Consider the following 22,362-nt stretch of genomic DNA (forward strand, 5'->3'; position numbering starts at 1 on the left):
CCGGGCGGCATCCTTGCGTGTGGGATGGCCGGACGGGTGACACGGGTGGCGTGGCGGGCAGGCGATGGGTGGCTGGAGGGGCTACGGGCACGCCTGCAGTCCAGGAAGGCTGGCTTCGTGTCTGCAACTCCATGCTGCGGCACAATCGCGGGATGCCCGATTTCGGTCCTGCCCGCCACCTCCCGGCCCACCACCACACACGCGAGCGCTGGCACAACGGCGCAGGCTGGACGCGGCGGATCCTGCGCCTGCCAGCTGGTGACGGCTGGGCGTTGAGCCTTTCCATCGCCGATATCGAGGAGACGGCGGCGTACTCATGCCTGCCAGGCGTGCAGCGCGAACAGGTGCTGCTGTCCGGCGACGGCCTGCGGCTGGAATTCACGGATGGCGAGGTGGCGACCCTGCTGCCGCCGCACCAGCGCATCCGCTTTGCCGGCGATCGTGGGGTTACCGGCGTGCCCCTTGATGGTCCCCCCGTGCGCGCCTTCAATGCGATGTGGCGGCCGGACATGGTGGATGTGACCCTGCTGCACCGGCCCCTGGTGGGCGGCATGTTCTGCTTCTGCGATGTGGACACGGCCTGGGCGGTGTACCTGCTGGGCGGAAGCGCACGGGTGAGCGCGGAGGGCGAGGATTTCCGGCTCGATGGCGGGGATGGCGCCTGGCTGGCGGCGCCGGGGCGCCGGCGTTTCGTGCTGGACGGCGCGGGCGAGGCGCTGCTGCTGCGCGTGCAGCGGACCGGGACAGGGCTGGCGCCGGCTCAGTAGACGTCGCGGCGGTAGCGGCCCTGCTCGCGCAGGGCGTCGCGGCGTTCCGTGCCCAGGATCCCCGCGAGCACGGCATCGACCGCCGGGGCCATGGTGTCGGCGCTGCCGCAGACCAGCAGGGTCGCGCCCTGGTCCACCCAGGCGACGAGTTCGGCGCGCGCGGCGCGCAGGCGGTCCTGGACGTAGGCGCGATCATCCTCGCGGGAGAAGGCCAGGTCCATGCGTTCCAGCCAGCCGGCGTCCTGCCAGCGGCGCAGGTCCTCGCCGAAGAACAGGTCGCAGGACGCGTTGCGTTCGCCGAATAGCAGCCAGTTGCGGCGCGCGCCAGCGGCAATGCGCGCCGCCAGATGGGCGCGCAGGCCCGCGATGCCGGTGCCGTTGCCGACCAGGACCAGGGGCAGCTCGGACGCGGGGGGATGGAAGCCGGGGTTGGCGCGCAGGCGCAGGTCGATGGTGCCGCCGACCTGGGCGTGGCGGCAGAGCCAGCCGCTGCCCAGGCCGGGCGTGCCGTCAGCGCGGTACATCTCACGCACCAGCAACTGCAACCGGCCCTCGGCGGGGATGGAGGCGATCGAATACTCGCGGTGCGGCAGCGTCCGCACGCGCTTGGCCAGCTCCTGCGGCGACAGGTCGCGCGAGTCTTCCGCATCCGGCAGGACGCTGCGCGAGAGCAGGGCGGCCAGCGCCTCGCTTCCGGAACCGGCGTCGACCTGCGCCTGCGGATCCAGTCCGGTCCGTGCCAGCCAGGCGTCGACCTGGTCCGGAGGATTGCGTGGACCGATCTCGGCGATGTCGCCGGGCTTCCAGTCCGGCAGTGCGCCGGACACGGGTTGCAGCGACAGCGCATGCACCGGGCCGCCCTGGCTGCCGGGGTTGAGCAGCCGCCGCTCGACCAGCCGCCACGGGGTATAGGCGGGTGCGCTCCAGTCGATGCCGGCGGTGTCGCCACCGATCCGGCCGACCCCGTACTGCCAGCGGCGCAGCGCCGCCTCGTCGGCGTTGTCCACCTCGACCAGGTCGAAGAGTGGACGCGCGCCGTGGCCGCGCAGCCAGCCGTCGAGCTGGCGGCCGAAGGCGCAGAACCCGGCATAGCTGCGATCGCCCAGGGCGAGCAGTGCGTACTGCAGCCGCGACAGGTCGCCGCCGGCTTCCATCTGGCGCAGGAAGCGCAGGGCGTGGTCCGGTGGATCGCCTTCGCCGGTGGTGCTGGCCACGAACAGGGCCTGGCGGGTGGCAGCCAGGCGCGCCGGGTCGACCTGCTCCAGCGGCAGCAGGACGACGTCCCGGCCGCCGGCACGCAGCATGGCGGCGCTGCGTTCGGCCAGGCTTGCGGCGAAGCCGGTCTGGCTGGCCCAGGCCACCAGCACGGCGTCGCCGGTGTCGGCGACCGAAGCCTGTCCGGACCGCCCGCTTCGCAGGCAGGCCAGGGTGAGGGCAAGCCAGGCCGCGCCGAGCAGGGCAGCGAGCCAGCCACGGCGGGCCGGAGGCGGTGCCGGCCACCAGTCGCCGCCATGCAGTGGCAGCAGCAGGCCCGCGGCCGCGAGGAGCAGCGCGAACAGGACCAGCTGCCCCGGCAGTGCGCCGCGGTTGGAGCCTGGTGCCGGACTCATGCGGCCAGGTGGCGCCGGAACGCCAGGGGCATCGCTTCGACCGCACCATCCGTGCCACGGCCGACGAAGCGTGCAGCCAGCCCGTGGTCCTCGGCGAAGCGCAGGCCCTCGTCGGCGCCCATCACCGTCAGCGCGGTAGCCCATGCATCGGCATGCATGGCGTCGGCGGCGACCACGGTTACCGCGGCCGCGGCCTGGTGCACGGGCGTGCCCGTGCGCGGATCGAAAGTGTGGGAATAGCGCTGGCCGTCGTGCTCGAAGTGGTGCCAGCGGTCGCCCGAGGTGGCCACCGCCGCATCGTCCAGCGCCAGCACCCGCGGCGGCAGCTGCGCCACCGGGGTTTCCAGGTCGGGTTCGGCCTCCACCAGCACCTGCCAGGCATTGCCATCCGGCTTGCGGCCGTAGGCGCGAATCTCGCCGCCGACTTCGACCAGCGCCGCGGCGATGCCGGCGTCGCGCAGGCGCTCGGCGGCCAGGTCGGCGCCGAAGCCCTTGGCGATCGCCGAGAAGTCCAGGGCCAGGCCGCCGGGCTGCAGCAGTCCGCGACCTTCGGCGCGCCGCTGCACGCGCTGCCAGCCGGTGAGGGCGCGGGTCTGGGCCAGCAGCGCGGCCGGCGGCACCTGCAGTGGATGCCTGCTGGCTCCGAAGCCCCACAGTTCCACCAGCGGGGCCACGGTTGGATCGAACGCGCCGCCGCTGGCCGCGGCCACTTCCAGCGCCGCATCGAGTACGCGGGCGAAGGCGTCCGGCAGTGCCTGCCAGGCGCCGGCGGCGGCGCGCCGGTAGCGGCTGATGTCCGAGCCGGCTTCCCAGGTGCTCATCTGCGCCACCACCTCGTCCAGCGCGCCCTGGACGATGGCGTGCAGGGCATGCAGGTCGAAGGAGGGCCGCACGGCCACGCGCGCGCTCCAGCGCGTTCCCATGGTTTCCCCGCCGAGGGTCGCCAGACCCGTGGCGGACGCGTGCGTGGCGTTCATCGGCGTGGCGGGCTTACTGCGGCAGGACTTCCAGCGTCGCCACGTAGGTCAGGCGGCGCTTGTCCGCCTTCGCCACGCGGGTCTTGCGGTCCTCGGCCGTCACTTCCAGCCAGTAGATGCCCGGCTCCGGGAAGGTGATGGCGAAACTGCCGTCCTTGCCGCTGGTCGCCGTGATCTCTTCCTGGGCGTTGCGGTAACGGGTGCCGCCGCGGACCACCTCGACTTCCAGGCCGGCGGCCGGCTTGCCGTCGATGTGCAGGACGAACTGGGCCTCCTCGCCGGCGAACAGGTCGTTCGGATGCGTCACCGGCACCAGCTCCAGGCCTTCGCCCAGCAGCCTGATGTCGGTGGTGCGGCCGTTGGTCACGAAGGTCTCGACGCGGCCGAGGGTCTCGGTGACCTGCAGGTTCTGCGCGTTGGCGGGGATCTTCGTCGCCAGCTCACCGGGCGTGGCATTGCGCAGGAAACCGCCGCGTGGCGCGCCGGGGCCGGTCACCGGTTTGCCTTCGGCCTTGGCCTTCGCCTTGGCCGCCAGGCTCTCGGCGGTATCCCAGCTGGCCGACACGCCGCGGTTGATGTTGGCGATGCGGTAGGTGCCTTCCTGCTGCAGCTGCAGGTCGAAGGTGCTGCGGTACTTGCCGGTGCTGGCGTTCTGCAGCCGTACCTGGCTGCCGTCGGGCGCGGTGGCGACCACGTTGTCCAGGCGCATCGGCACGTGGTCGGGGAAGAACAGCTGGTTGGACACGGCGGCGTCGAAGGTCACCCACACGTCCTGGCCGTTGACCGTGGCCTGCGAGGGCACCAGCCACTGCTTGTGCGCGGCGGCGGAGAAGGGAAGCGCCAGCGCCAGGGCGATGACGAACACGTGCTTCTTCATTTGATGCTCCTTGGGGGTTACTTGATCGACAGGCTGACCGCGCCCAGCTCGCTGCTGCCCTGGGCCTTGCCGGCCTGGGTGCCCGTGGCCGGCCAGGTGAACGGGATCTTCAGCAGTTCGCGGCCGCCGACTTCGCGCACCGCCTCGACCACCAGGGTGTACTGGCCGGTCTGCAGTTTCGCCAGCCGCGGCGAGGCGGCATCGACCTTGATCACGTGCTTGCCGACCGGGCGGGTCGGGCCGGTGACGCCGTCCACCGGCAGGTCCAGGTTGCGGCCGGACTTGCGCCACCACTGGCGCAGGTCGGGCAGCCACTTGGTGCCGTGGCCCTCGGCGGTGTCCTTCATCTGGTACCACACCGCCAGGTCGGCCACGGCCTTGCTGTCTGCGCCCTCGATCCACACCGCGACATAGGGGCGGTGGTATTCGGCGACGTTGAGCTTGGGAATCTCCACCGAGATTTCCATCTCCGTCGCATGGGCCGGCAGGGTCAGCAGTCCGGTCACCGCGAACAGCAGCTTGGTGCGCATCGGTCGTACCTCGTCAATGGATGAAGATCAGGATCAGCACCAGCGGCACCACCAGGCCCAGGCCCACCAGCGGCCAGGTCATCCGCCGCTGCCGCGCATGCAGGTGCAGCAGGAACAGGCCGGTGATGCAGAACACCAGGCAGGCGATGGCGAACACGTCGATGAACCAGCCCCAGGCCGGCCCCGCGTTGCGGCCCTTGTGCAGGTCGTTCAGGAAGGACACCAGGCCGCGTTCGGTACGCTCGAACTCGACCTCGCCGGTGGCGCGGTCGATGCTCAGCCAGGCATCCGCACCGGGCGAGGGCATGGACAGGTAGGCCTCGTCTTCCGACCACTCGACCGGGCGCCGGCCGGCGCTGATCGAAAGTTCGTCGCCCAGCCAGCGGGCGACCGCCGGCGGCAGCGGCGCATTGCCCTCGTCCGGGGCCTCCGCCAGCGCTTCCAGCAACGGCTCCGGCAGCTGGGCGCTGCGGTTGTCGACGCGCGGCGAGCCCTCGATGCGCGCGGCATGGTTGAGGGTGATGCCGGTGGCGGTGAACAGCAGCATGCCGACCAGGCACACGGCCGAGCTGATCCAGTGCCACTGGTGCAGCGTGCGCAGCCAGAAACCACGCTTGCGCTGTGCGGATACGGGATCGTCTCGGGTCGGGTTCGCCGGCACGTCTGCAGGAGGCTGGAAAGACAGGGGAGTATACCGTTTGAGAACAATTCTCATCGGTATAACGCGCCTGCGCCCGGACGGTTGACGCCCGGGCGCAGGCGGGGGCTCAGAACTGGACGTTGACGCTGACCCAGACGCTGCGGGCCTTGTCCTTGTTGTTGTAGTCGTCCAGGTACAGCACCTCGTTGGTGCCGTCCTCGTACACGCCGTCGTCGTTGAGGTCGCGGAACTCGGTGGCGTAGGTGGTGAAGTCGCGGTCCAGCAGGTTGTTGATCCGCGCGTTGACCGTCACCGCGTCATTGATCCGGTACGCGCCGCCCAGGTGCAGGACGGTGTAGTCCCGGTAGTACAGCGGTTCCCGGGTTTCTTGATGCAGGCCGCGGTAACGCTTGGAGCGGGACTCGGCGGTCAGGAACAGCCCGAATGCGTCCGAGACCTGCCAGTCCAAGGTGGCGTTGGCCATGTGCCTGGCGCTCTCGCCCAGCGGCAGCCCGGCCTGGGCCCCGCTGCGCTGTTCGCTGTCGGTCCAGGTGTAGTTCGCGCGCAGGCCGAAGGCACCGGAGATCTGCCAGCGGCCGGCCAGCTCGGCGCCCTGGATCACCACCTTGTCGATGTTCACCGTGCGGGTGCTGTTGGCGTAGCCCAGCCCGGCGTATTCGCCGGTGTCCGAGCAGGCCAGGGCCAGGCCGTTGCCGCAGGGCTGCGAGGAGATCTTGTCGTCGAAGGTGTTGCGGAAGACGGTGGCGTTGAAGTTGTGGCCGTCCTCATGCTGCCAGTACGCGGCCAGCTCGTAGCTGGTGCTGGTCTCCGGCTCCAGGTCGGGGTTGCCGAACATCGGCGAGGTGCCCTGGCCGCCGAAGCCGACGACGCCGTCGTACAGCTGGGTGGTCTTCGGGGTCTTGAAGCCGGTGCTGGCGCCGCCCTTCAGCGTCCAGGCCGGACTCACCGTGTACACCGCGTACAGGCGCGGGCTGACATGGCTGCCGAACACCTCGTGGTCGTCGTAGCGGATGCCGCCGGTCAGCGAAAGCCGCTCGACCGGCTTCCAGGTGTCCTCCGCGAACAGCGAGTACATGTTGTGTTCCTGCCTGCCCCCCGGGCGTCCGGCCTCCATGCCGAACACGCCGTCGGTCAGCTCGCCGCGCACCACCTGCGTGCCGAGCACCGCCACGTGTTCGCCAGCGGCCTGGAACGGGATGTCGAGCCTGGCGTCCAGGGTGTACTGCGAGCTCTCCAGCGTGCGCTGCGGACGCGGCAGGTAGCCCAGCAGCTGCTGGTACTGCTCCGGCGCCAGGTTGGCCTGCATGATCGCCAGCTTCTGCGCCTCGGACTGGTTGTTCCAGGCATTGGCGTTGCGGAACCCGATCGCCGCGCCCGGGGCGCAGTAGCCGCCGGCGCCGACGCTGCCGCCCAGGTTGGTGCAGGCGGCGTTCCACAGCTGCTGCAGCTGCCGGCGCTCGGCCACGGTGAAGGGCAGGGTGCGGCCCCTGTTGTCGGTCTCCACGTAGGCCAGCGAGACCAGGCTGGTGCCGAAGGACCAGCTGCCCTCGTGGGTCAGGGACCAGCTGTCGCGGGTGAATTCCTGCGTCGGCGCGTAGCCGGCGCGCGGTTCGATGCGGCCGTTGTTGCCGATGCGCAGCATCGCGCCGTGGTTGTCCACGGTGCCGACCGGATACTCCTCCACGCCTTCGTCGTTGATGCGGATGGCGTTGTCGTATTCCTGGCGCGAGGTGTCCACGTCCAGGGTGAGGGTCTGGCTGTCGGTCGGGGTCCAGGCCAGGCTGATGCCGCCGGCCTTGTTGGTGTTGTCCACGGTCTTGCCGCCGCCGCCGAAGCCCAGCGCACGGCTGTGGCGCTCGCCGGCCGGGTCGGTCACGTCGTCGTATACCGGGTTGGAGGCATCGCGCCGGTACCAGCTGCCGCGCACGGCCAGGTCCAGCCTGCCCGGCACCAGCGGGCCGGTGAGGTGGAAATCGGCGGTGCTGTCGTCGCCGTAGTCGTCATTGGTCTCGAAGGTGCGGCCCAGGGTCAGCGAGCCGGCCCAGGTGTCCAGGCCCTTGCGGGTGATGATGTTGATCACGCCGCCCATGGCGTCGGCGCCGTACAGGGTCGACATCGGGCCGCGGATCACCTCGATGCGCTCGATCGCGTCCAGCGGCGGGATGTGGTTGAACTGGTTGCCGCCGAAGGAGTTCGGATAGATGTCGCCGTGGTTGTTCTGGCGGCGGCCGTTGATCAGGACCAGGGTGTAGTCCGCGCCCATGCCGCGCATCGAGATCGTGCCCTGGCCGGTCTTGTCGCGGGTCTCGCCGATGTCCACGCCCTCCAGGTCGCGGACCGCGTCCAGCAGGGTGATGTACGGGCGTTGGGCCAGGTCCTCGCGGGTGATCACGCTGATGCTGGCCGGTGCGTCGACGATCTTCTGCTCATAGCCGGTGGCGGTGACCACCACGGTGTCGAGGGTGCTGGGCTCGCCGGCCGGGGCAGGCGCCGGCGCCGGTGCGGCGAGGACGGGAGTGGCGGCCAGCGCGATGCACAGCGCAAGCGGGAGGCGTGCGGGACGGAGCAGGCGGTTGTTGGACATGGGTTCCGGGTGTGTAGGCACGGCGTACGCGGGCGGTGGCCCGCGTGGCAGTGGTCTGGATAAGGGGCGCGGCTGGCGTCAGGGCGGCGCCAGGCAGGCGGTTGCGGCTGCCGTGGGGCGGGGGCCTGGGGGTGCGTGCTGGCGCGGTTGGGTATCGCTCATCGAAGAAGGCGCACTGGACGGTTCCGCGGGGCGGGATCAGGACTCCAGGCGGCTCCCTTGGTGTTGATGCCCTGCATGATAATGATAGGGATTCTTATTTACAACGGCGGCGCGCGGGTCGGGGCCAATTCCGGCCCACTCCATATGTCTGGAACTCCCGGGCAATGCCGGCCACGGGCGCATGTTCCGGACCGGCGTCCCGTGGAGACGCGGGGTGTGATGGCTTGGGGCGGGCAGCAAGCCCGGCAGCCCGGCAGCCCGGCAGCCGGCATCGCGACGCGGCTGGCGGTCCGTCGACCGGATTCCACCCTCACCCCGATCCCTTTCCCGGTCGGAGTGGGCGCGCGCGGCCGAGAGGCTCACTGCAGCCGCATGGCGTAAAGCCGGCTGCAGTCCAATGGGTTGCCGAGGAGGACCGACGGGCGGTTGGGCGATGGTTCGTGGCCGCCGTGGCGGCCTCGGGCCCGGGCGCGCCGGTCGCGCGTACCTGGGGATCAGCCGCGGTCGTCGCGGGTCCAGACGCCGGTGGCGTCGACCTTCACCGGGAACTTGGGCACCGGGGTATAGGCCGGGGCGCATAGGGCGCGGCCGTCGCGCAGGTCGAAGCGGGCGCCGTGCAGCACGCATTCGATGCTGCCTTCGGCCGGGTCGATGCTGCCGGACGAAAGCTCGTAGTCCTCATGGCTGCAGCGGTCTTCCAGCGCGTACAGCTGGCCGTCGAGGTTGACCACCAGGATCGGCGTATCGGTCACCTCGTCGAACACGGTTCGCATCTCGCCGGGCAGCAGCTCCGACGGGGCGCAGACGAAGGTCCAGGTCGCGCTCATGCCGCCACCCCGGCGCGCAGCGGCTTCTCCAGCACCTCGAAGCGCAGGTCGTCGCGCAGCGGGATGCCGAAGCGCTCGTCGCCGTAGGGGAAGGGCTTGTGGATGCCGGTGCGGCGGTAGCCACGGCGCCCGTAGTAGGCGATCAGGCTCTCGCGCACGTCGATCACGGTCATGCGCATCGTCGGCAGCTCCCAGTCATCGCGGGCGATGCGCTCGGCCTCGGCCAGCACCGCCTTGCCGAGGCCGCCGGCCTGCAGGTCGGGACGCACCGCGAACATGCCGAAGTAGCCGGCGCCGTCCTCCTCGGCCACGTGCGCGCAGGCCAGCAGGGTGCCGGCGCGTTCGGCCAGCAGCACGATGCTGCGCGGGCGGTCGATATCGGCGGCAAGCACGCCGGGATCGATGCGCGGGCCGTCCAGCAGGTCGGCCTCGGTGGTCCAGCCCTTGCGGCTGCTCTCGCCGCGGTAGGCGGCGGTGACCAGTTCGACGATGGCGGGGATGTCGGCGTGGATGGCGTGGCGGAAGGTCGGCATGTCCATCCGCGCATTCTAGGCCGGGGCAACGCCGCCGGCAGCCCGGCGGCGGCGTGCGGCCCGCCGCGGCTCAGGCGAGCAGGCGGCGGGTCTTTTCCAGCGCGGCGACGAAGCGGTCGATTTCCTCGTGCGTGTTGTAGAACGCCAGGGAGGCGCGCAGGGTCGCGGCCACGCCGTAGTACTGCAGCAGCGGATGGGCGCAATGCTGGCCCGAGCGCACGGCCACGCCTTCCAGGTCCAGCAGGGTGGCCAGGTCGTGGGCGTGCGCGCCCTCCACGAGGAACGAGATCACCGCGGCCTTGCCCGGCGCGGTGCCGAAGATGCGCAGGCCCGGGATGGCCTGCAGCGCCTCGGTGGCGTGCGCCAGCAGGTCGGCCTCGCGCGCGGCGATCGCCTCCATGCCGATGGCGTCGAGGTAGTCGATGGCCACGCCCAGGCCGACGAAGCCTGCGATGTTGGGCGTGCCGGCCTCGAACTTGTGCGGCGGGTCGTTGAACACCGTGCCGTCGAAGCTGACTTCCCTGATCATCTCGCCGCCGCCGATGAACGGCGGCATCGCCTCCAGGTGCTCGCGGCGCGCCCACAGCGCGCCGGTGCCGGTCGGGCCGCACATCTTGTGGCCGGTGACGGCGTAGAAGTCGCAGCCGATGCCGGCCACGTCGAGCCTGAGGTGCGGCGCGGCCTGGGAGCCGTCGACCACGGTGACGATGCCGCGGCGGCGCGCCTCGCGGCAGATCTCGCGCACCGGGTTGACCGTGCCCAGCACGTTGGACACGTGGGCCACGGCCAGCAGCTTCACGTCCGGGGTCATCGCGCGGTAAAGCGCGTCCAGGTCCAGCCTGCCGTCGGGCAGGATCTCGGCGACCCTGATCTTCGCGCCGGTGCGCTGGGCCACCAGCTGCCATGGCACGATGTTGGCGTGGTGCTCCATGCGCGACACCAGGATGGTGTCGCCTTCCCTCAGCCGCGGCAGTGCCCACGAGTACGCCACCAGGTTGATGGCGAAGGTGGTGCCGCTGCAAAGCACGACTTCGTCGGCGCGCACGTTGAGGAAGCGCGCAAGGCGGCTGCGCGCGGCCTCGTAGGCCTCGGTGGCCTCGGTGCCCAGGGCGTGCACGGCGCGGCTGACGTTGGCGTTGTGGCGGCGGTAGAACTCGTCCTGCGAGGCCACCACCGACAGCGGCTTCTGCGAGGTGTTGGCGTTGTCCAGGTACACCAGCGGGTGGCCGTGGACCTCGCGCATCAGCAGCGGGAAGTCGGCGCGGACCCGGGCCCAGTCTACTGCGGCGCCGGGATGGCCGGGCAGGGCGGCGTCATGCACCGCGGGCAGGCCGTTCATGCCGCCGCCCCGCCGTCGAGCGCCGCGGCCAGGGCCGCGTCCAGGCGCGCCAGCAGCAGCTGGCGCAGGCCGTCGTCCTGCAGTGCCAGCAGCGGCTCGCGGCAGAAGGCCACGGTCAGCAGGCGCTGCGCATCGGCCAGCGGCACGCCGCGCGAGCGCAGGTAGAACACCGCGTTGGCGTCGAGCTGGCCGACGGTGGCGCCGTGCGCGGCCTTGACCTCGTCGGCGTCGATCACCAGCACCGGCTGGGGGTCGATCTCGGCGTCGGCCGACAGCAGCAGGTTCTTGTTGGACAGGTTGGCGTCGGTGCCGTCGGCGCCCGGGCGGATGTTGATGCCGCCATGGAACACGACCCGGCTGCGGCCGTCGGCGATGCCGCGCCAGAGCAGGTCGCAGGCGGTATCGCGGGCGATGTGCTCGATGCCCAGGCGGGTGTCGACGTGGCGGCGGCCGCTGCCCAGCAGCACGCCGTTGGCGGTCAGCCGCGCGCCGTCGCCCTCCAGGCGCACGTTGAGCTCGTGGCGGCTGAGGGCAGCGCCCAGCTCCAGGTCGAAGCGGCGGTACTGCGCCTCGCGCGCCAGCACCGCGTCGGTACGGGCGAAGCGGCTGGCGCGTGCCGGATCGGCCTGCACGCGGGCGTGCCGGACCACGGTGCGCTTGCCGGCGTGCAGGTGCAGCACGTCGTTGGCCAGGTGCGCGTGGTCGCCGGCGCCGAGCTGGTGCTCGACGATGTCCAGCGCCGCGTCCTCGCGCAGGTCGATGAAGTGGCGCAGGTGCCAGGCGCGGTCGCCGTCCTGCGGCACGCCCACGAACACCAGGTGCAGCGGAGCGGGCAGCCGCACGCCGGCATCCAGCCGCACCACGGCACCGTCCTCGGCGAGGGCGGCATTGGCGCGGGCGAAGACCTCGTCGCGGCGCTCGTAGCGGCGCAGCAGGAAGTTGGCGTCGCGTGGCTCGCCGCGCTCCAGTACCTGCGACAGCGCTTCGACGCTGGCGCCGGCCGGCAGGCCGGACAGGTCGCTGCGGGCGGCATCGAAGCGGCCGTTGGCGAATACCAGGCGCGGGGCGGGGATGCCCGCGATCACGGCCGGGTCGAACGCCGGCGGCGTGGTGTCGGCGGGCGCAAAGCTGCGGCGCTCGAGCGCGCGCAGCGGGGTGTACTTCCAGGCCTCCTCGCGCGGGCCCGGCAGGCCGTCGGCCAGCAGCGCCTCCAGCGCGGCGCGGCGGCCGGGGCCCAGTTCCTGCGCCTCCGGCGCGCGCAGGGCATCGAAGCCCTGGCGGAACGATTCCAGCAGCGCGGCCATTACGCCACCTGTTCCGGAGCGATCCGGTCCTTGAGCCACGCGTAGCCGTGCTTCTCCAGTTCCAGCGCCAGCTCGGGGCCGCCGGTCTGGACGATACGCCCGTCGGCCAGCACGTGAACCACGTCCGGCTTGATGTAGTCCAGCAGGCGCTGGTAGTGGGTGATCACCAGGAACGAGCGCTCGGCGGTGCGCAGCGCGTTGACGCCGTCGGCCACGGTCTTGAGCGCGTCGATGTCCAGGCCCGAGTCGGTCTCGTCCAGGATCGCCAGCTTCGGCTCGAGCACGGCCAGCTGGAAGATCTCGTTGCGCTTCTTCTCGCCCCCGGAGAAGCCTTCGTTGACGCCGCGGTGCAGCAGCTCGTCCTTCAGGTGCAGGACGGCGAGCTTCTCGCGCACCAGCTTGAGGAACTGCATCGAGTCCAGCTCCTCCTGGCCGCGCACCTTGCGCTGGGCGTTGAGCGCGCTGCGCAGGAAGTAGGTGTTGTTCACGCCCGGGATCTCGACCGGATACTGGAACGCCAGGAACAGGCCGGCGGCGGCGCGCTCCTCCGGCTCCAGCTCCAGCAGGGCCTGGCCATCGAACTCCACCGAGCCTTCGGTGACCTCGTAGCCGTCGCGGCCGGCGAGGATGTTGCCCAGGGTCGACTTGCCGGCGCCGTTGGGGCCCATGATGGCGTGCACCTGGCCCGGCTTCACTTCCAGCGAGAGGCCCTTGAGGATTTCCTTGCCGGCGACGCTGGCGTGGAGGTTTTCGATCTTCAGCATGGCGTGTTCGTCTTGTGCGTAAGGGGGAGGGCGCGCGCCGTCAGGGGCTTTCGGCCTCGAGGAAGGTGGCGCGCAGCCATTCGTTGCGTTGCCGGGTGAGCGCGGCCCTGGCGGAGGCCCGCTCCATCGGGTACATCGAGCCGTACATGACCCGGGGATCCTGGCCTTCGGCCAGCGGGAACCGGGCCTCCAGGTCGGCATCGCGCAGCTGGATCCACAGCCGCTGCGCGGCCTCCAGGCGGTCGCGGGCCACGCCCTCGCCCGCCCGGGCCAGGACCTGGCGCCAGGTCTCGTTGAGCTCGGCGTCGGCGGCGGCCAGCTCGTCGGCCGCGCACTGGTCGAGCTCCCGCTGGTTGCCGTCCGGGTTGCAGCGGATCACGTCGTCCCCGCCCGCCAGGGCCGGGCCGCTGGCCAGCAGGGCCAGGACCAGCAGCAGGATCCTCATCCGACCGAGCCCTCCAGGCTCACTTCCAGCAGCTTCTTGGCCTCGACCGCGAACTCCATCGGCAGCTCGCGGAAGACCTGCTTGCAGAAGCCGTCGACGATCAGCGAGACCGCGTCCTCCTCGGAGATGCCGCGGCTGCGGCAGTAGAACAGCTGGTCCTCGCTGATCTTGGAGGTGGTGGCCTCGTGCTCGACCGTGGCGCCGGGGTTCCTCACCTCGATGTAGGGGAAGGTGTGGGCGCCGCACTGCTTGCCGATCAGCAGGCTGTCGCACTGGGTGTAGTTGCGCGCGCCTTCGGCATTGCGGTCGACCTTGACCAGGCCGCGGTAGGTGTTCTGGCCGCGGCCGGCGCTGATGCCCTTGGACACGATCTTGGACTTGGTGCGCTTGCCGACGTGGATCATCTTGGTGCCGGTGTCGGCCTGCTGGCGGTGGGGGGTCAGGGCCACCGAGTGGAACTCGCCCACCGAGTCGTCGCCCAGCAACACGCAGGACGGGTACTTCCAGGTGATGGCCGAGCCGGTCTCGACCTGGGTCCAGGTCACCTTGCTGCGCGCGCCCCGGCACTCGGCGCGCTTGGTCACGAAGTTGTAGATGCCGCCGCGGCCTTCCTCGTCGCCGGGGTACCAGTTCTGCACGGTCGAGTACTTGATCTCGGCATCGTCCAGCACCACCAGCTCGACCACCGCCGCATGCAGCTGGTTCTCGTCGCGCATCGGCGCGGTGCAGCCCTCGAGGTAGGAGACGTAGGCGCCTTCCTCCGCCACGATCAGGGTGCGCTCGAACTGCCCGGTATGGCCGGCGTTGATGCGGAAGTAGGTGGAGAGCTCCATCGGGCAGCGCACGCCCTTGGGGATGAACACGAAGCTGCCGTCGGAGAACACCGCCGAGTTGAGCGCGGCGAAGTAGTTGTCGCCGTGCGGGACCACGCTGCCGAGGTACTTCCTGACCAGCTCCGGATGCTCGCGGATGGCCTCGGACATCGAGCAGAAGATGATGCCCTTCTCGGCCAGCTCCTTGCGGAAGGTGGTGCCGACGGAGACCGAGTCGAACACCGCGTCGACCGCCACGCCCGCCAGCTTGGCGCGCTCGTGCAGCGGCACGCCCAGCTTGTCGTAGGTATCCAGCAGCTCCTTAGGCACCTCGTCCAGCGAGTTGTACTTCGGGCCCTTGGGCGCGGAGTAGTAGCTGATGGACTGGAAGTCGATCGGCGCGATCTGCAGCTTGGCCCAGTTCGGGACCGGCATGGTCAGCCAGCGGCGGTACGCATCGAGGCGCCATTGGGTCATCCACTCCGGCTCGTCCTTCTTGGCCGAAAGCGCCCGGATCACGTCCTCGTCCAGGCCCGGTGGCAGGGAGTCGGACTCGATCTCGGTGACGAAGCCGGCGTCATAGCGGCGGCCCAGGCGCTCGAGGATCTCGGCGTTCTGCGGCGTGGCTTCGGCGGTGGGGGTCTGCATTTCGGTGGCCATCGGGCTGCCTGCGGGATTCAACTGGCCACCTGCACGGCGATCTCGCGCCGGCGGGTGGCGGTGGGAACGGAGGGGGAGAGCGGATGCAGCATCTGCGCCAGGGTCACGCCGCGCAGGGCGTCGGCGACCACGTCGTTGATCAGCCGCCAGTTGGTGCGCACGCCGCACTGGTGGGCGATGCCGCACTGGTTGCTGCCGGCCTGGCTGCACTCGGTCATCGCCAGCGGGCCTTCCATCGCCTCGACGATCTCGATCAGGGTGATGCGGTCGGCGTCGCGGCTCAGGCGGTAGCCGCCGCGCACGCCACGCAGGCCTTCGACCAGGCCGGCCTGGGCCAGCGGCTTGAGCAGCTTGCTCACGGTGGGCTGTTCCAGGCCCGAGTGCTCGGCCAGTTCGGCCGCGCTCAGCACCTGGCCCGGACGCGCCGCGAGGACGGTCAGGACGACGGTGGCGTAGTCGGTCAGCTTCGTGACGCGCAGCATGGGAAGGCGGGACCTCTAAAACGGACCGAAATTGTACGCTTTCGGGGCGGCCCGTCCAAGTACGTATTCATGCGTGGCTTCAGGTCCGGTTTGCGGACGCGCGGCGGCATGCCTCCTGGCGGCTGCCGCCGTGGAGGATCACGCCGGGCTTGGGCAGGATGGCCGCATCGGCGAGAATCGCCGACCCGCCTCCGCCACGGAACGCCCATGCCCCGCAAGATCGTCGCCCGCAAATCCCCCATCCATGGCAATGGCGTGTTCGCCGTGGAGCCCATCCGCAAGGGCGAGCGCGTCATCGAGTACAAGGGCCTGCGCCGCACCCACGACGAGGTCGACGCCGATTCCAGCGGCGACGTCGAGAGCGGGCACACCTTCCTGTTCACGCTCAACGACGAGTACGTGGTCGACGCCAACTACAAGGGCAACGACGCACGCTGGATCAACCACAGCTGCGACCCGAACTGCGAGGCGGTGGTGGTGGAGCACGACGGCGACGACCGCAGCAAGGACCGCATCTTCATCGAGGCGATCCGCAACATCCGCCCCGGCGAGGAGCTGACCTACAACTACGGCATCACCCTGGCCGAGCGGCACACGGCGCGGCTGAAGAAGATCTGGGCCTGCCGCTGCGGATCGCCCAGGTGCACCGGGACCATGCTCCAGCCCAAGCGCTGAGCGCGTTCACTCGCTGGCCGGGAGCACCGGGTCGCGGTCCAGCAGCACGTACAGCCGGCCATCCTGCACCCCGGCCGATTCAACCTGGATGCCGCCCAGCAGGGCGGCCAGCGGTGGCTCGATCCGGTACACCGGCTCGCTGCGCGCGTAGTCGGCCAGCCAGGCGTTGAGCAGTCCGCGGGTGCTGGCGTCCAGTTCCAGCCCGGCGCGGGCAGGGCGGAAATCCTCGATTGCCGGCTGCTCCAGGAAGAAGGCCTTCGCCGCCGCGTCGTAGCGCAGCGCGCTGCTGAGCAGCACCCGGCCCACCGGGGTGGAGGCGCCGCCGGCGGTCGCCGCGGCCAGGTCCAGGCCAAGATGCATGCGCGCGCCCGGGGGCAGCTCCAGCCCGGGATTGGAAACGGTCAGCTGCAGCAGCCCGCCCAGCGTGCTGTGCCGTTGCGGGAAGCGTTCCTGGATAAAGGCGCGGGCGTCGGCGCTGTCCACGCTTATCCGCCGGCCTTCCACCCGCGGTTCGGCCTGGACGGACGGCGTGGCGAGCAGCAGGCCCAGCAGGGCGGGAAGGATCCGGTGCAGGCGCATCGATGGCTCCTCATTGCGGGGGAGGTCCATCGTGGCGCAGGCCGGTGAACCGGCCGTTAGCGGGGCAGCGCGCGGTCAGCCGCCGTTGCGCGGGTCGAGGCGTTCCAGCAGGCGGGAGAGCGGATCGAGCATGCCGGCCAGCAGGTCCTCGGCCGCCTCCGGATGGCGGCGGGCGATGCCGTGCAGCAGGCGCGCGCCGATCACAAGGGCGGTCCGCTCGTCGGCGTTGAGGCCGGGAAGGCGCTGGTTGGATTCGACCACGCGCATCCAGTCATCGCCGCAGGGTTGCTCGAACTCGATGGAGCAGCGTCCCTGGCATGGCAACCCGCCGTTCTCCACCGGGGTGACTGTGATGCGGTAGCGCTGGGGAGATGAAGCCATGGTGCCGGTCCTGTGGAAGCGTGCGACCAAGATAGGCCGCGCCCGGACCGGGGACGAGGGGCGTGGCCACGATGGACCGTTCCATCGCGTCAGGGCGAACGGCCCTGCGCTCCCTGCAGTCGCGGAAACGGGTTCGTGGCGCCGGAGCCGGAGTAGATGCCGTAGTGGAGGTGCGGCGGGGTCCCACGGGCGTTACCGGTATCGCCTACCGTGCCGAGCAGGGTTCCGGCCTCGACCATGTCGCCAACCGCAAGGCCCGGGGCCCAGTCGTCGAGGTGGGCGTAGTAGTGCCACTCGTTGCCCGGGCCGCGCACCCACACCTGGCGCCCGCCCAGGCCGCGTTCGCGGACCGCGGTGACGATGCCGCGGGTCGTGCTGGCGACCGGCGTGCCGCGCGGGGCGAAGATGTCCACGCCCTCGTGCCCGCGTCCATTCCCGCGGGCGCTGCCCCAGGTATCGGCGATCCGCTGCGCGGCCACGCCCTGCACCGGGACCGGCAGCGCATCCGGCGCCGGGCTGCGGGACAGTTCCCAGAGCAGGCGCGTGCGCTGGGCCGCCGGATGCTGCCAGGCCCACAGCAGGGCCAGGCCAGCCACGGCGAGCCACAGCAGGTTCCAGGCGATGCGTGCCACGCGCCGGGCGAGGGACTTGGAACGGCGGGAGGACATGGCCCGAGCATCGCGCGTCGCGCGTGCCGGCGGCGGCAAGGCCCGGAAGAAAAACGGGGCGACCTTGCGGCCGCCCCGTCGGAAAAGCTTCAGCCAGTCGCGCCGATCAGGCGGCAGCGTCCTTGAGCTTCTTCAGCGGACGCACCTTGACCTTGACCGAGGCCGGCTTGGCGGCGAACCACTGCTCTTCCTTGGTGAACGGGTTGATGCCCTTGCGCTTCGGCTTGGCCGGGACCTTGACCGCGGTGACCTTGAACAGGCCCGGCAGGGTGAAGGTGCCAGCGCCCTTCTTGCTGATGGCGCCGGAGACCGCATCCTCGACGGCGGCCAGCACGGCCTTGACGTCCTTGGCGACGACGCCACTGGTTTCGGACAGGTGCTTGATCAGGGCGGACTTGCCCAGGACTTCCTTCAGCGGGGCGGCCTTCTTCGGAGCGGCGGCAGCCTTCTTCGGAGCAGCAGTCTTCTTCACTGCGGTCGTCTTCGCCGCTTTGGTCGCGGCCTTCTTGGCGGCCGGCTTCTTGGTGGTCTTCGCCATAAATTTCCTGTTCCGTTCGATTGGATGGTGGGCCGAGAGGATCGGCACGGCGAATGTAGGCGATGCGCGGGTCGCCGCCAAGAGGAAAAACGCTGCAAAAGAGCAAAAAATGCCGACAAACGGCAATCGGGAGCCGTACCGGGGCGGTCAGCGGGCCTCCGGAGCCCCCGAACGGCGCGCCAGCTTGCGCTCGGCGACCTTCTGCCCGGCCTCGTGCTCGCGCGCCGCGCGCACCATTTCGCCCAGCCATCCGGCCAGCGCTTCGGTATAGGCCAGCTGTTCCGGCTTGCCGGAAAAGGCGTGGTCGGCGCCGGCGATGAGACGCCTGGTCAGCGAGCGCACGCTGGAAAAGGCGGCCGCGTAGTTCTCCCCGACCCTGTGCGGGACGGTCTCGTCGTGTTCGGCCTCCACCAGCAGCACGTCGCCCTGGAAGCGGTGGCAGGCGCGCAGGGCACGGTTCTCCTCCCACGCCACCGGGCGGCGGCGGAAGGCGGGCAGGTCGGGGTCCGCATGCAGCTGCCGCTTGGGCAGCTCCCAGCCCTCGTCCTTGTAGATTGCCGGAGAGCGCAGGGCCAGCCAGCGCACCGGGCGCAGTTCCGTCAGCAGGGCCGACAGGTAGCCGCCGTAACTGATGCCAACCACGGCGATGGCCGAGGCATCGACGTCGGGACGCGCCGCGAACCAGTCGTAGGCCGCGACCAGGTCGGCCAGGTTCTGCGGACGGCTGACCGTCTCCCACTGCGCGGCGGTTTCCTCGTGGCCGCGCAGATCGAAGGTCAGGCAGACGCAGCCGATGCCGGCGATGCGACGCGCGCGTCCCAGGTCGTGGTCCTGGCTGCCGCCCCAGCCATGCACGAACAGCACGCCGGGCAACGCCGGCGGCGGCGAGAGGACGGTGCCGCGGACGACCTCGTCGTCGACCCTGATGTCGACCGGGTCAAGGCGTATTTCCATGCAGGACAGCGTACTTCAGCACCGGTCCACGGGGCGCGAGCGGATCGTGAAAGTGCACCTGCGCGGCCGGAGGCGGCTGGTGCGCCGGATCGTGGCTCTCGTGGCAGGAGGCGCCCAGCGCGCCGGCCGGCCGGCGCGGGGACAGGAATGCCTCCAGCGCGACGACCTCCGCCGGCGACGCCCCGCCCAGCCGCCAGGACTGTTCCAGCACGCCGCAGCGCCATCGGCCCTGGGCATCGCGTCCGGCGATGACGTCGTAGTTGCGGCGCGATGCGAAGAACCCCGGGTGGACGGACTCCACCGCGGCGTCATAGCGCCGCGCGCAGTCCAGCGCCTGCCGCTGCAGCGGGTCGGTCGCCAGGGGCTCCAGCGCGGCGTAGTCGCCGGCGACCACGTGCAGGCGCGATCCGGCGTAGACCTCCAGGCCCTCGCGGTCGAGTGCCTGTTCCTGGGTGCCGAGGTAGGACAGCACCAGCCCGGCGATGCGGACCTGGCCGACGCTGCAGGTGGTGGCGTCGGACAGGTCCTGCTCGAGCACCATGCCGTGCTCCTGCAGCTGTAGCCGGTCCTGGGCCGCCACCGCCGCATCCAGGGCTTGCGGGTCGCCCACGCGCAGCTGCCCGCAGCCGCCGCGCGCCTGTGCCGGCTTGAGCCTGATCATGCCGCCGCGGGCGAGAAGTTCGCGGCCGGCGGTCCCTGCCGAATCCGGGCAGAACACGCTGAAGCCGTCCAGCACCACCGGGCGCAGCCGATCGCCCAGCTCCGGGCGCCAGCCCTCGGGCACCGAGGCGCAGTCGCGCGGCAGGCCGTGGGTGATGACCTTGCTGGCCACGAAGGCATGCGGGACCACGCCGCCGAACAGGTCTTCCTCCCCGGCGATCCCCAGGCGCGCGGCCTGGCCCGAGGTCAGGGTGTCGTCGGGCACGAAGTAGGGGCGCAGCGTTGGCGGCCGGGCCGGATCGAATTCACCCGCGTAGTCCCAGCCGGCCAGCTCGGCCACGCGGCGTGCGACCCAGGCCTGCGAGGCACGCTCGTGGTCGCTGCGCGGGAGTCCGCTGGTGCAGACCGTGACCACAGCGCGCCGCGACCTGTTGATGGGGGAGGGCATGGCCGGGCTCTCCGCGGAAGTCACGGGGGCACGCTGCGGCCTGGGCGGTGAAACGGGTGCGAAGGATCCGCGCTCCAGGGCAGCGGCCCGGGACTTGTCTGCACGGCTGTGCTTCGCGTCACTTTCCGCGGCACGGAGAAGGCCATGCCGCATCCGGGGGCGATGACGCCCGGTGGCGGAGGAAGACTCCGGATGTGCCTTGCCTGCCGGGCTGCGAAGGGGTCGCCCGGCCTTCCTGCCCAGGCCCGGACCCCGACGGGCATGAAAAAGCCGGGGCATCCGTGATGCCCCGGCCCACTGCGGCTGCTGGGAGGGAGTCAGCCGGCGAGTGCGAACAGCACGCCCCATCCGGGCAGCGTGGCCTGGCCGCCATCGAGGCCTGCCGCGGCGTAGCCGGGGATGGCCTGCGGCTGCCACTGGCCTTCCGGCAGGGACAGCGTGGCGGCATTGGCGGAGAGGTTGAACGCGGCGAGCACGCGCTGGCCCTCGTGCTCGCGCACGAACGCCAGCACCGGCTCGGCGGTGTCGAGGAAGCGGATCGAGCCGCGCACCAGGGCCGGATGCTGCCTGCGCCAGCGCATGAAGGCGCGGAAGGCGTGCAGTACCGAACCCGGGTCGGCTTCCTGGTGCTCCACCGCCCGGGCGCGGTGCTCGTCGGGCACCGGCAGCCACGGCTGGGCGGGGCTGAAGCCGGCATCGGGCGCGTCCTTCCACGGCATCGGGGTGCGGCATCCGTCGCGGCCCTTGAAGGTCGGCCAGAAGGTGATGCCGTAGGGATCGCGCAGCGCCTCGAACGGGACGTCGGCTTCGGGCAGGCCCAGCTCCTCGCCCTGGTAGATGCAGACCGAGCCGCGCAGCGAGCAGACCATCGCGGCCAGCATGCGCGCCAGCTGCGGCGGGGCTTCGGCGCCGCCCCAGCGGGTGACCGCGCGGCACACGTCGTGGTTGGACACCGCCCAGCATGGCCAGCCCTCGGTCATCGCCGCTTCCAGGCGCTCGACCGTGCCGCGGATGTAGCCGGCGCTGAAGTCGTCGACCAGCAGCTCGAAGCTGTAGCCCATGTTCAGGCGCTTGCCGGAGGTGTACTCGGCGGTGGTGGCCAGCGAGTCCTCCGAGGAGATCTCGCCCAGGGTCACCGCGCCGGGGTACTGGTCCATCAGCTGGCGCAGGTCCTCGAGGAAGCCGATGTTCTCCGGTCGGGTGTTGTTGTAGTAGTGGTACTGGAACGCGTACGGGTTGTCCGGGCTGAAGCCGCGGCCCACGCGCTTGTCCGCCGGCTTGGGCGGGTTGTCGCGCAGCTGCGCGTCGTGGAAGCAGAAGTTGATCGCATCCAGGCGGAAGCCGTCGACGCCGCGGTCCAGCCAGAAACGCACGTTGTCCAGCGTGGCCTTCCGCACTTCCGGGTTGTGGAAGTTCAGGTCCGGCTGCGAGCTCAGGAAGTTGTGCAGGTAGTACTGGCACCGGCGTGGCTCCCAGCGCCAGGCCACGCCGCCGAAGATCGACATCCAGTTGTTGGGCGGGGTGCCGTCTTCCTTCGCGTCGGCCCACACGTACCAGTCGGCCCTGGGATTGGTCCGGTCCTGGCGGCTCTCCAGGAACCAGGGATGCTGGTCGGAAGTGTGGCTGAGCACCTGGTCGATCATCACCTTCAGGCCGAGGCCGTGGGCCTTGGCCAGCAGGCGGTCGAAGTCGTCCAGGTTGCCGAACAGCGGATCGACGTCGCGGTAGTCGGCGATGTCGTAGCCGTAGTCGGCCATCGGCGACTTGAAGAACGGCGAGATCCAGATCGCGTCCACGCCCAGGGAGGCCACGTAGTCCAGCCGGTCGGTGATGCCCGGAAGGTCGCCCACGCCGTCGCCGTTGGTGTCGAGGAAACTGCGGGGGTAGATCTGGTAGATGACGGCGCCGCGCCACCACTGGTTATCGGACATACGGGAACCATTACGGTTGGGATGCCGCGCTGGCTTGCGCGGCGGGGTGGAGGACCGGCGGCCGTGCAACCCCTCGCACGTTGCCGCCGTCGAACCGGTCGCGGCAGGCATCTGCCCCGCCGCGCCGCTTTCATCGGCCGCCGCTATGGTAGTGGCGGCCCTTCGCGCCCGAGCCGGGGCGCATACGTATTCAT

The 22,362-nt window shown here is 70.8% G+C and carries 23 protein-coding genes; 2 read left to right on the forward strand and 21 right to left on the reverse strand.

The window, feature by feature from the left end; genetic code table 11:
* Positions 1-152: 152 nt before the first annotated feature.
* Entirely contained in the window at positions 153-767 is a 615-nt protein-coding gene (locus CSC68_RS02135; RefSeq protein ID WP_211365677.1) for a HutD family protein, read from the forward strand.
* Here CSC68_RS02135 and CSC68_RS02140 read toward each other — a convergent pair.
* From CSC68_RS02140 to CSC68_RS02205, 14 genes are all read right to left on the reverse strand, one after another.
* Entirely contained in the window at positions 761-2,377 is a 1,617-nt protein-coding gene (locus CSC68_RS02140) for a flavodoxin domain-containing protein (RefSeq protein WP_162201853.1), read from the reverse strand. The genes CSC68_RS02135 and CSC68_RS02140 overlap by 7 nt on opposite strands.
* Entirely contained in the window at positions 2,374-3,354 is a 981-nt protein-coding gene (locus CSC68_RS02145; protein ID WP_162201854.1) for an FAD:protein FMN transferase, read from the reverse strand. Before CSC68_RS02145 ends, CSC68_RS02140 begins: the two co-directional genes overlap by 4 nt.
* Before the next feature lie 13 nt (positions 3,355-3,367).
* Positions 3,368-4,231: a DUF4198 domain-containing protein gene (locus CSC68_RS02150; RefSeq protein ID WP_162201855.1), complete on the reverse strand. Its 864-nt coding sequence runs from the start codon at positions 4,229-4,231 to the stop codon at positions 3,368-3,370.
* Positions 4,232-4,248: 17 nt separating this feature from the next.
* Complete coding sequence (locus tag CSC68_RS02155) at positions 4,249-4,761, reverse strand: DUF2271 domain-containing protein (RefSeq protein ID WP_162201856.1); 513 nt, start codon at positions 4,759-4,761, stop codon at positions 4,249-4,251.
* A gap of 13 nt (positions 4,762-4,774) precedes the next feature.
* Positions 4,775-5,476 carry a PepSY-associated TM helix domain-containing protein gene (locus CSC68_RS02160; RefSeq protein ID WP_425501185.1) on the reverse strand — a complete coding sequence of 234 codons (702 nt, stop codon included), beginning with the start codon at positions 5,474-5,476 and terminating at the stop codon, positions 4,775-4,777.
* A 52-nt stretch (positions 5,477-5,528) separates the two neighbouring features.
* Positions 5,529-8,006: a TonB-dependent receptor domain-containing protein gene (locus CSC68_RS02165; RefSeq protein ID WP_162201858.1), complete on the reverse strand. Its 2,478-nt coding sequence runs from the start codon at positions 8,004-8,006 to the stop codon at positions 5,529-5,531.
* A 656-nt stretch (positions 8,007-8,662) separates the two neighbouring features.
* Positions 8,663-8,995, reverse strand: a complete 333-nt coding sequence (locus tag CSC68_RS02170) for a non-heme iron oxygenase ferredoxin subunit (RefSeq protein ID WP_162201859.1) — start codon at positions 8,993-8,995, stop codon at positions 8,663-8,665.
* Positions 8,992-9,534, reverse strand: coding sequence for a GNAT family N-acetyltransferase (locus CSC68_RS02175; RefSeq protein ID WP_162201860.1), 543 nt, complete (start codon positions 9,532-9,534; stop codon positions 8,992-8,994). Before CSC68_RS02175 ends, CSC68_RS02170 begins: the two co-directional genes overlap by 4 nt.
* A 64-nt stretch (positions 9,535-9,598) precedes the next feature.
* Complete coding sequence (locus CSC68_RS02180; RefSeq protein WP_162201861.1) at positions 9,599-10,867, reverse strand: cysteine desulfurase; 1,269 nt, start codon at positions 10,865-10,867, stop codon at positions 9,599-9,601.
* Positions 10,864-12,171 (reverse strand): Fe-S cluster assembly protein SufD, encoded by a 1,308-nt coding sequence (gene sufD, locus CSC68_RS02185; protein WP_246193422.1) that lies wholly within the window; start codon positions 12,169-12,171, stop codon positions 10,864-10,866. The genes CSC68_RS02180 and sufD overlap by 4 nt, the downstream gene beginning before the upstream one ends.
* Positions 12,171-12,935: a Fe-S cluster assembly ATPase SufC gene (sufC, locus tag CSC68_RS02190; protein WP_162201862.1), complete on the reverse strand. Its 765-nt coding sequence runs from the start codon at positions 12,933-12,935 to the stop codon at positions 12,171-12,173. Before sufC ends, sufD begins: the two co-directional genes overlap by 1 nt.
* 40 nt (positions 12,936-12,975) lie before the next feature.
* Positions 12,976-13,380, reverse strand: coding sequence for a lysozyme inhibitor LprI family protein (locus CSC68_RS02195; protein WP_162201863.1), 405 nt, complete (start codon positions 13,378-13,380; stop codon positions 12,976-12,978).
* The gene (gene sufB, locus CSC68_RS02200) at positions 13,377-14,852 is read right to left on the reverse strand and encodes a Fe-S cluster assembly protein SufB (protein ID WP_162201864.1); all 1,476 of its coding nucleotides are present in this window, start codon (positions 14,850-14,852) and stop codon (positions 13,377-13,379) included. The genes CSC68_RS02195 and sufB overlap by 4 nt, the downstream gene beginning before the upstream one ends.
* Before the next feature lie 17 nt (positions 14,853-14,869).
* Positions 14,870-15,334 (reverse strand): SUF system Fe-S cluster assembly regulator, encoded by a 465-nt coding sequence (locus CSC68_RS02205; RefSeq protein WP_162201865.1) that lies wholly within the window; start codon positions 15,332-15,334, stop codon positions 14,870-14,872.
* A gap of 207 nt (positions 15,335-15,541) precedes the next feature.
* Between CSC68_RS02205 and CSC68_RS02210 the strand changes: the two genes are divergently transcribed.
* The gene (locus CSC68_RS02210; protein WP_162201866.1) at positions 15,542-16,009 is read left to right on the forward strand and encodes an SET domain-containing protein; all 468 of its coding nucleotides are present in this window, start codon (positions 15,542-15,544) and stop codon (positions 16,007-16,009) included.
* A 6-nt stretch (positions 16,010-16,015) separates the two neighbouring features.
* Here CSC68_RS02210 and CSC68_RS02215 read toward each other — a convergent pair whose 3' ends face one another.
* The 7 genes from CSC68_RS02215 to CSC68_RS02245 all read right to left on the reverse strand — a co-directional run bounded on the left by CSC68_RS02215 (position 16,016) and on the right by CSC68_RS02245 (position 22,168).
* The gene (locus tag CSC68_RS02215) at positions 16,016-16,588 is read right to left on the reverse strand and encodes a YceB family lipoprotein (protein WP_162201867.1); all 573 of its coding nucleotides are present in this window, start codon (positions 16,586-16,588) and stop codon (positions 16,016-16,018) included.
* Between the two features lie 75 nt (positions 16,589-16,663).
* Positions 16,664-16,969, reverse strand: coding sequence for a DUF3861 family protein (locus CSC68_RS02220; RefSeq protein ID WP_162201868.1), 306 nt, complete (start codon positions 16,967-16,969; stop codon positions 16,664-16,666).
* Positions 16,970-17,058: 89 nt separating this feature from the next.
* Positions 17,059-17,637 (reverse strand): M23 family metallopeptidase, encoded by a 579-nt coding sequence (locus CSC68_RS02225; RefSeq protein ID WP_162201869.1) that lies wholly within the window; start codon positions 17,635-17,637, stop codon positions 17,059-17,061.
* 106 nt (positions 17,638-17,743) lie between these two features.
* Positions 17,744-18,175: an HU family DNA-binding protein gene (locus CSC68_RS02230; RefSeq protein WP_162201870.1), complete on the reverse strand. Its 432-nt coding sequence runs from the start codon at positions 18,173-18,175 to the stop codon at positions 17,744-17,746.
* A 147-nt stretch (positions 18,176-18,322) separates the two neighbouring features.
* Entirely contained in the window at positions 18,323-19,129 is an 807-nt protein-coding gene (locus CSC68_RS02235; protein WP_162201871.1) for an alpha/beta hydrolase family protein, read from the reverse strand.
* Positions 19,113-20,237 carry a DUF3182 family protein gene (locus tag CSC68_RS02240; protein ID WP_246193423.1) on the reverse strand — a complete coding sequence of 375 codons (1,125 nt, stop codon included), beginning with the start codon at positions 20,235-20,237 and terminating at the stop codon, positions 19,113-19,115. The genes CSC68_RS02235 and CSC68_RS02240 overlap by 17 nt, the downstream gene beginning before the upstream one ends.
* Positions 20,238-20,554: 317 nt before the next feature.
* Positions 20,555-22,168 (reverse strand): alpha-glucosidase family protein, encoded by a 1,614-nt coding sequence (locus CSC68_RS02245; protein WP_162201872.1) that lies wholly within the window; start codon positions 22,166-22,168, stop codon positions 20,555-20,557.
* Positions 22,169-22,362: the final 194 nt, after the last annotated feature.

This window comes from Pseudoxanthomonas suwonensis (assembly GCF_010093235.1).
Taxonomy (GTDB): Bacteria; Pseudomonadota; Gammaproteobacteria; order Xanthomonadales; family Xanthomonadaceae; genus Pseudoxanthomonas; species Pseudoxanthomonas suwonensis.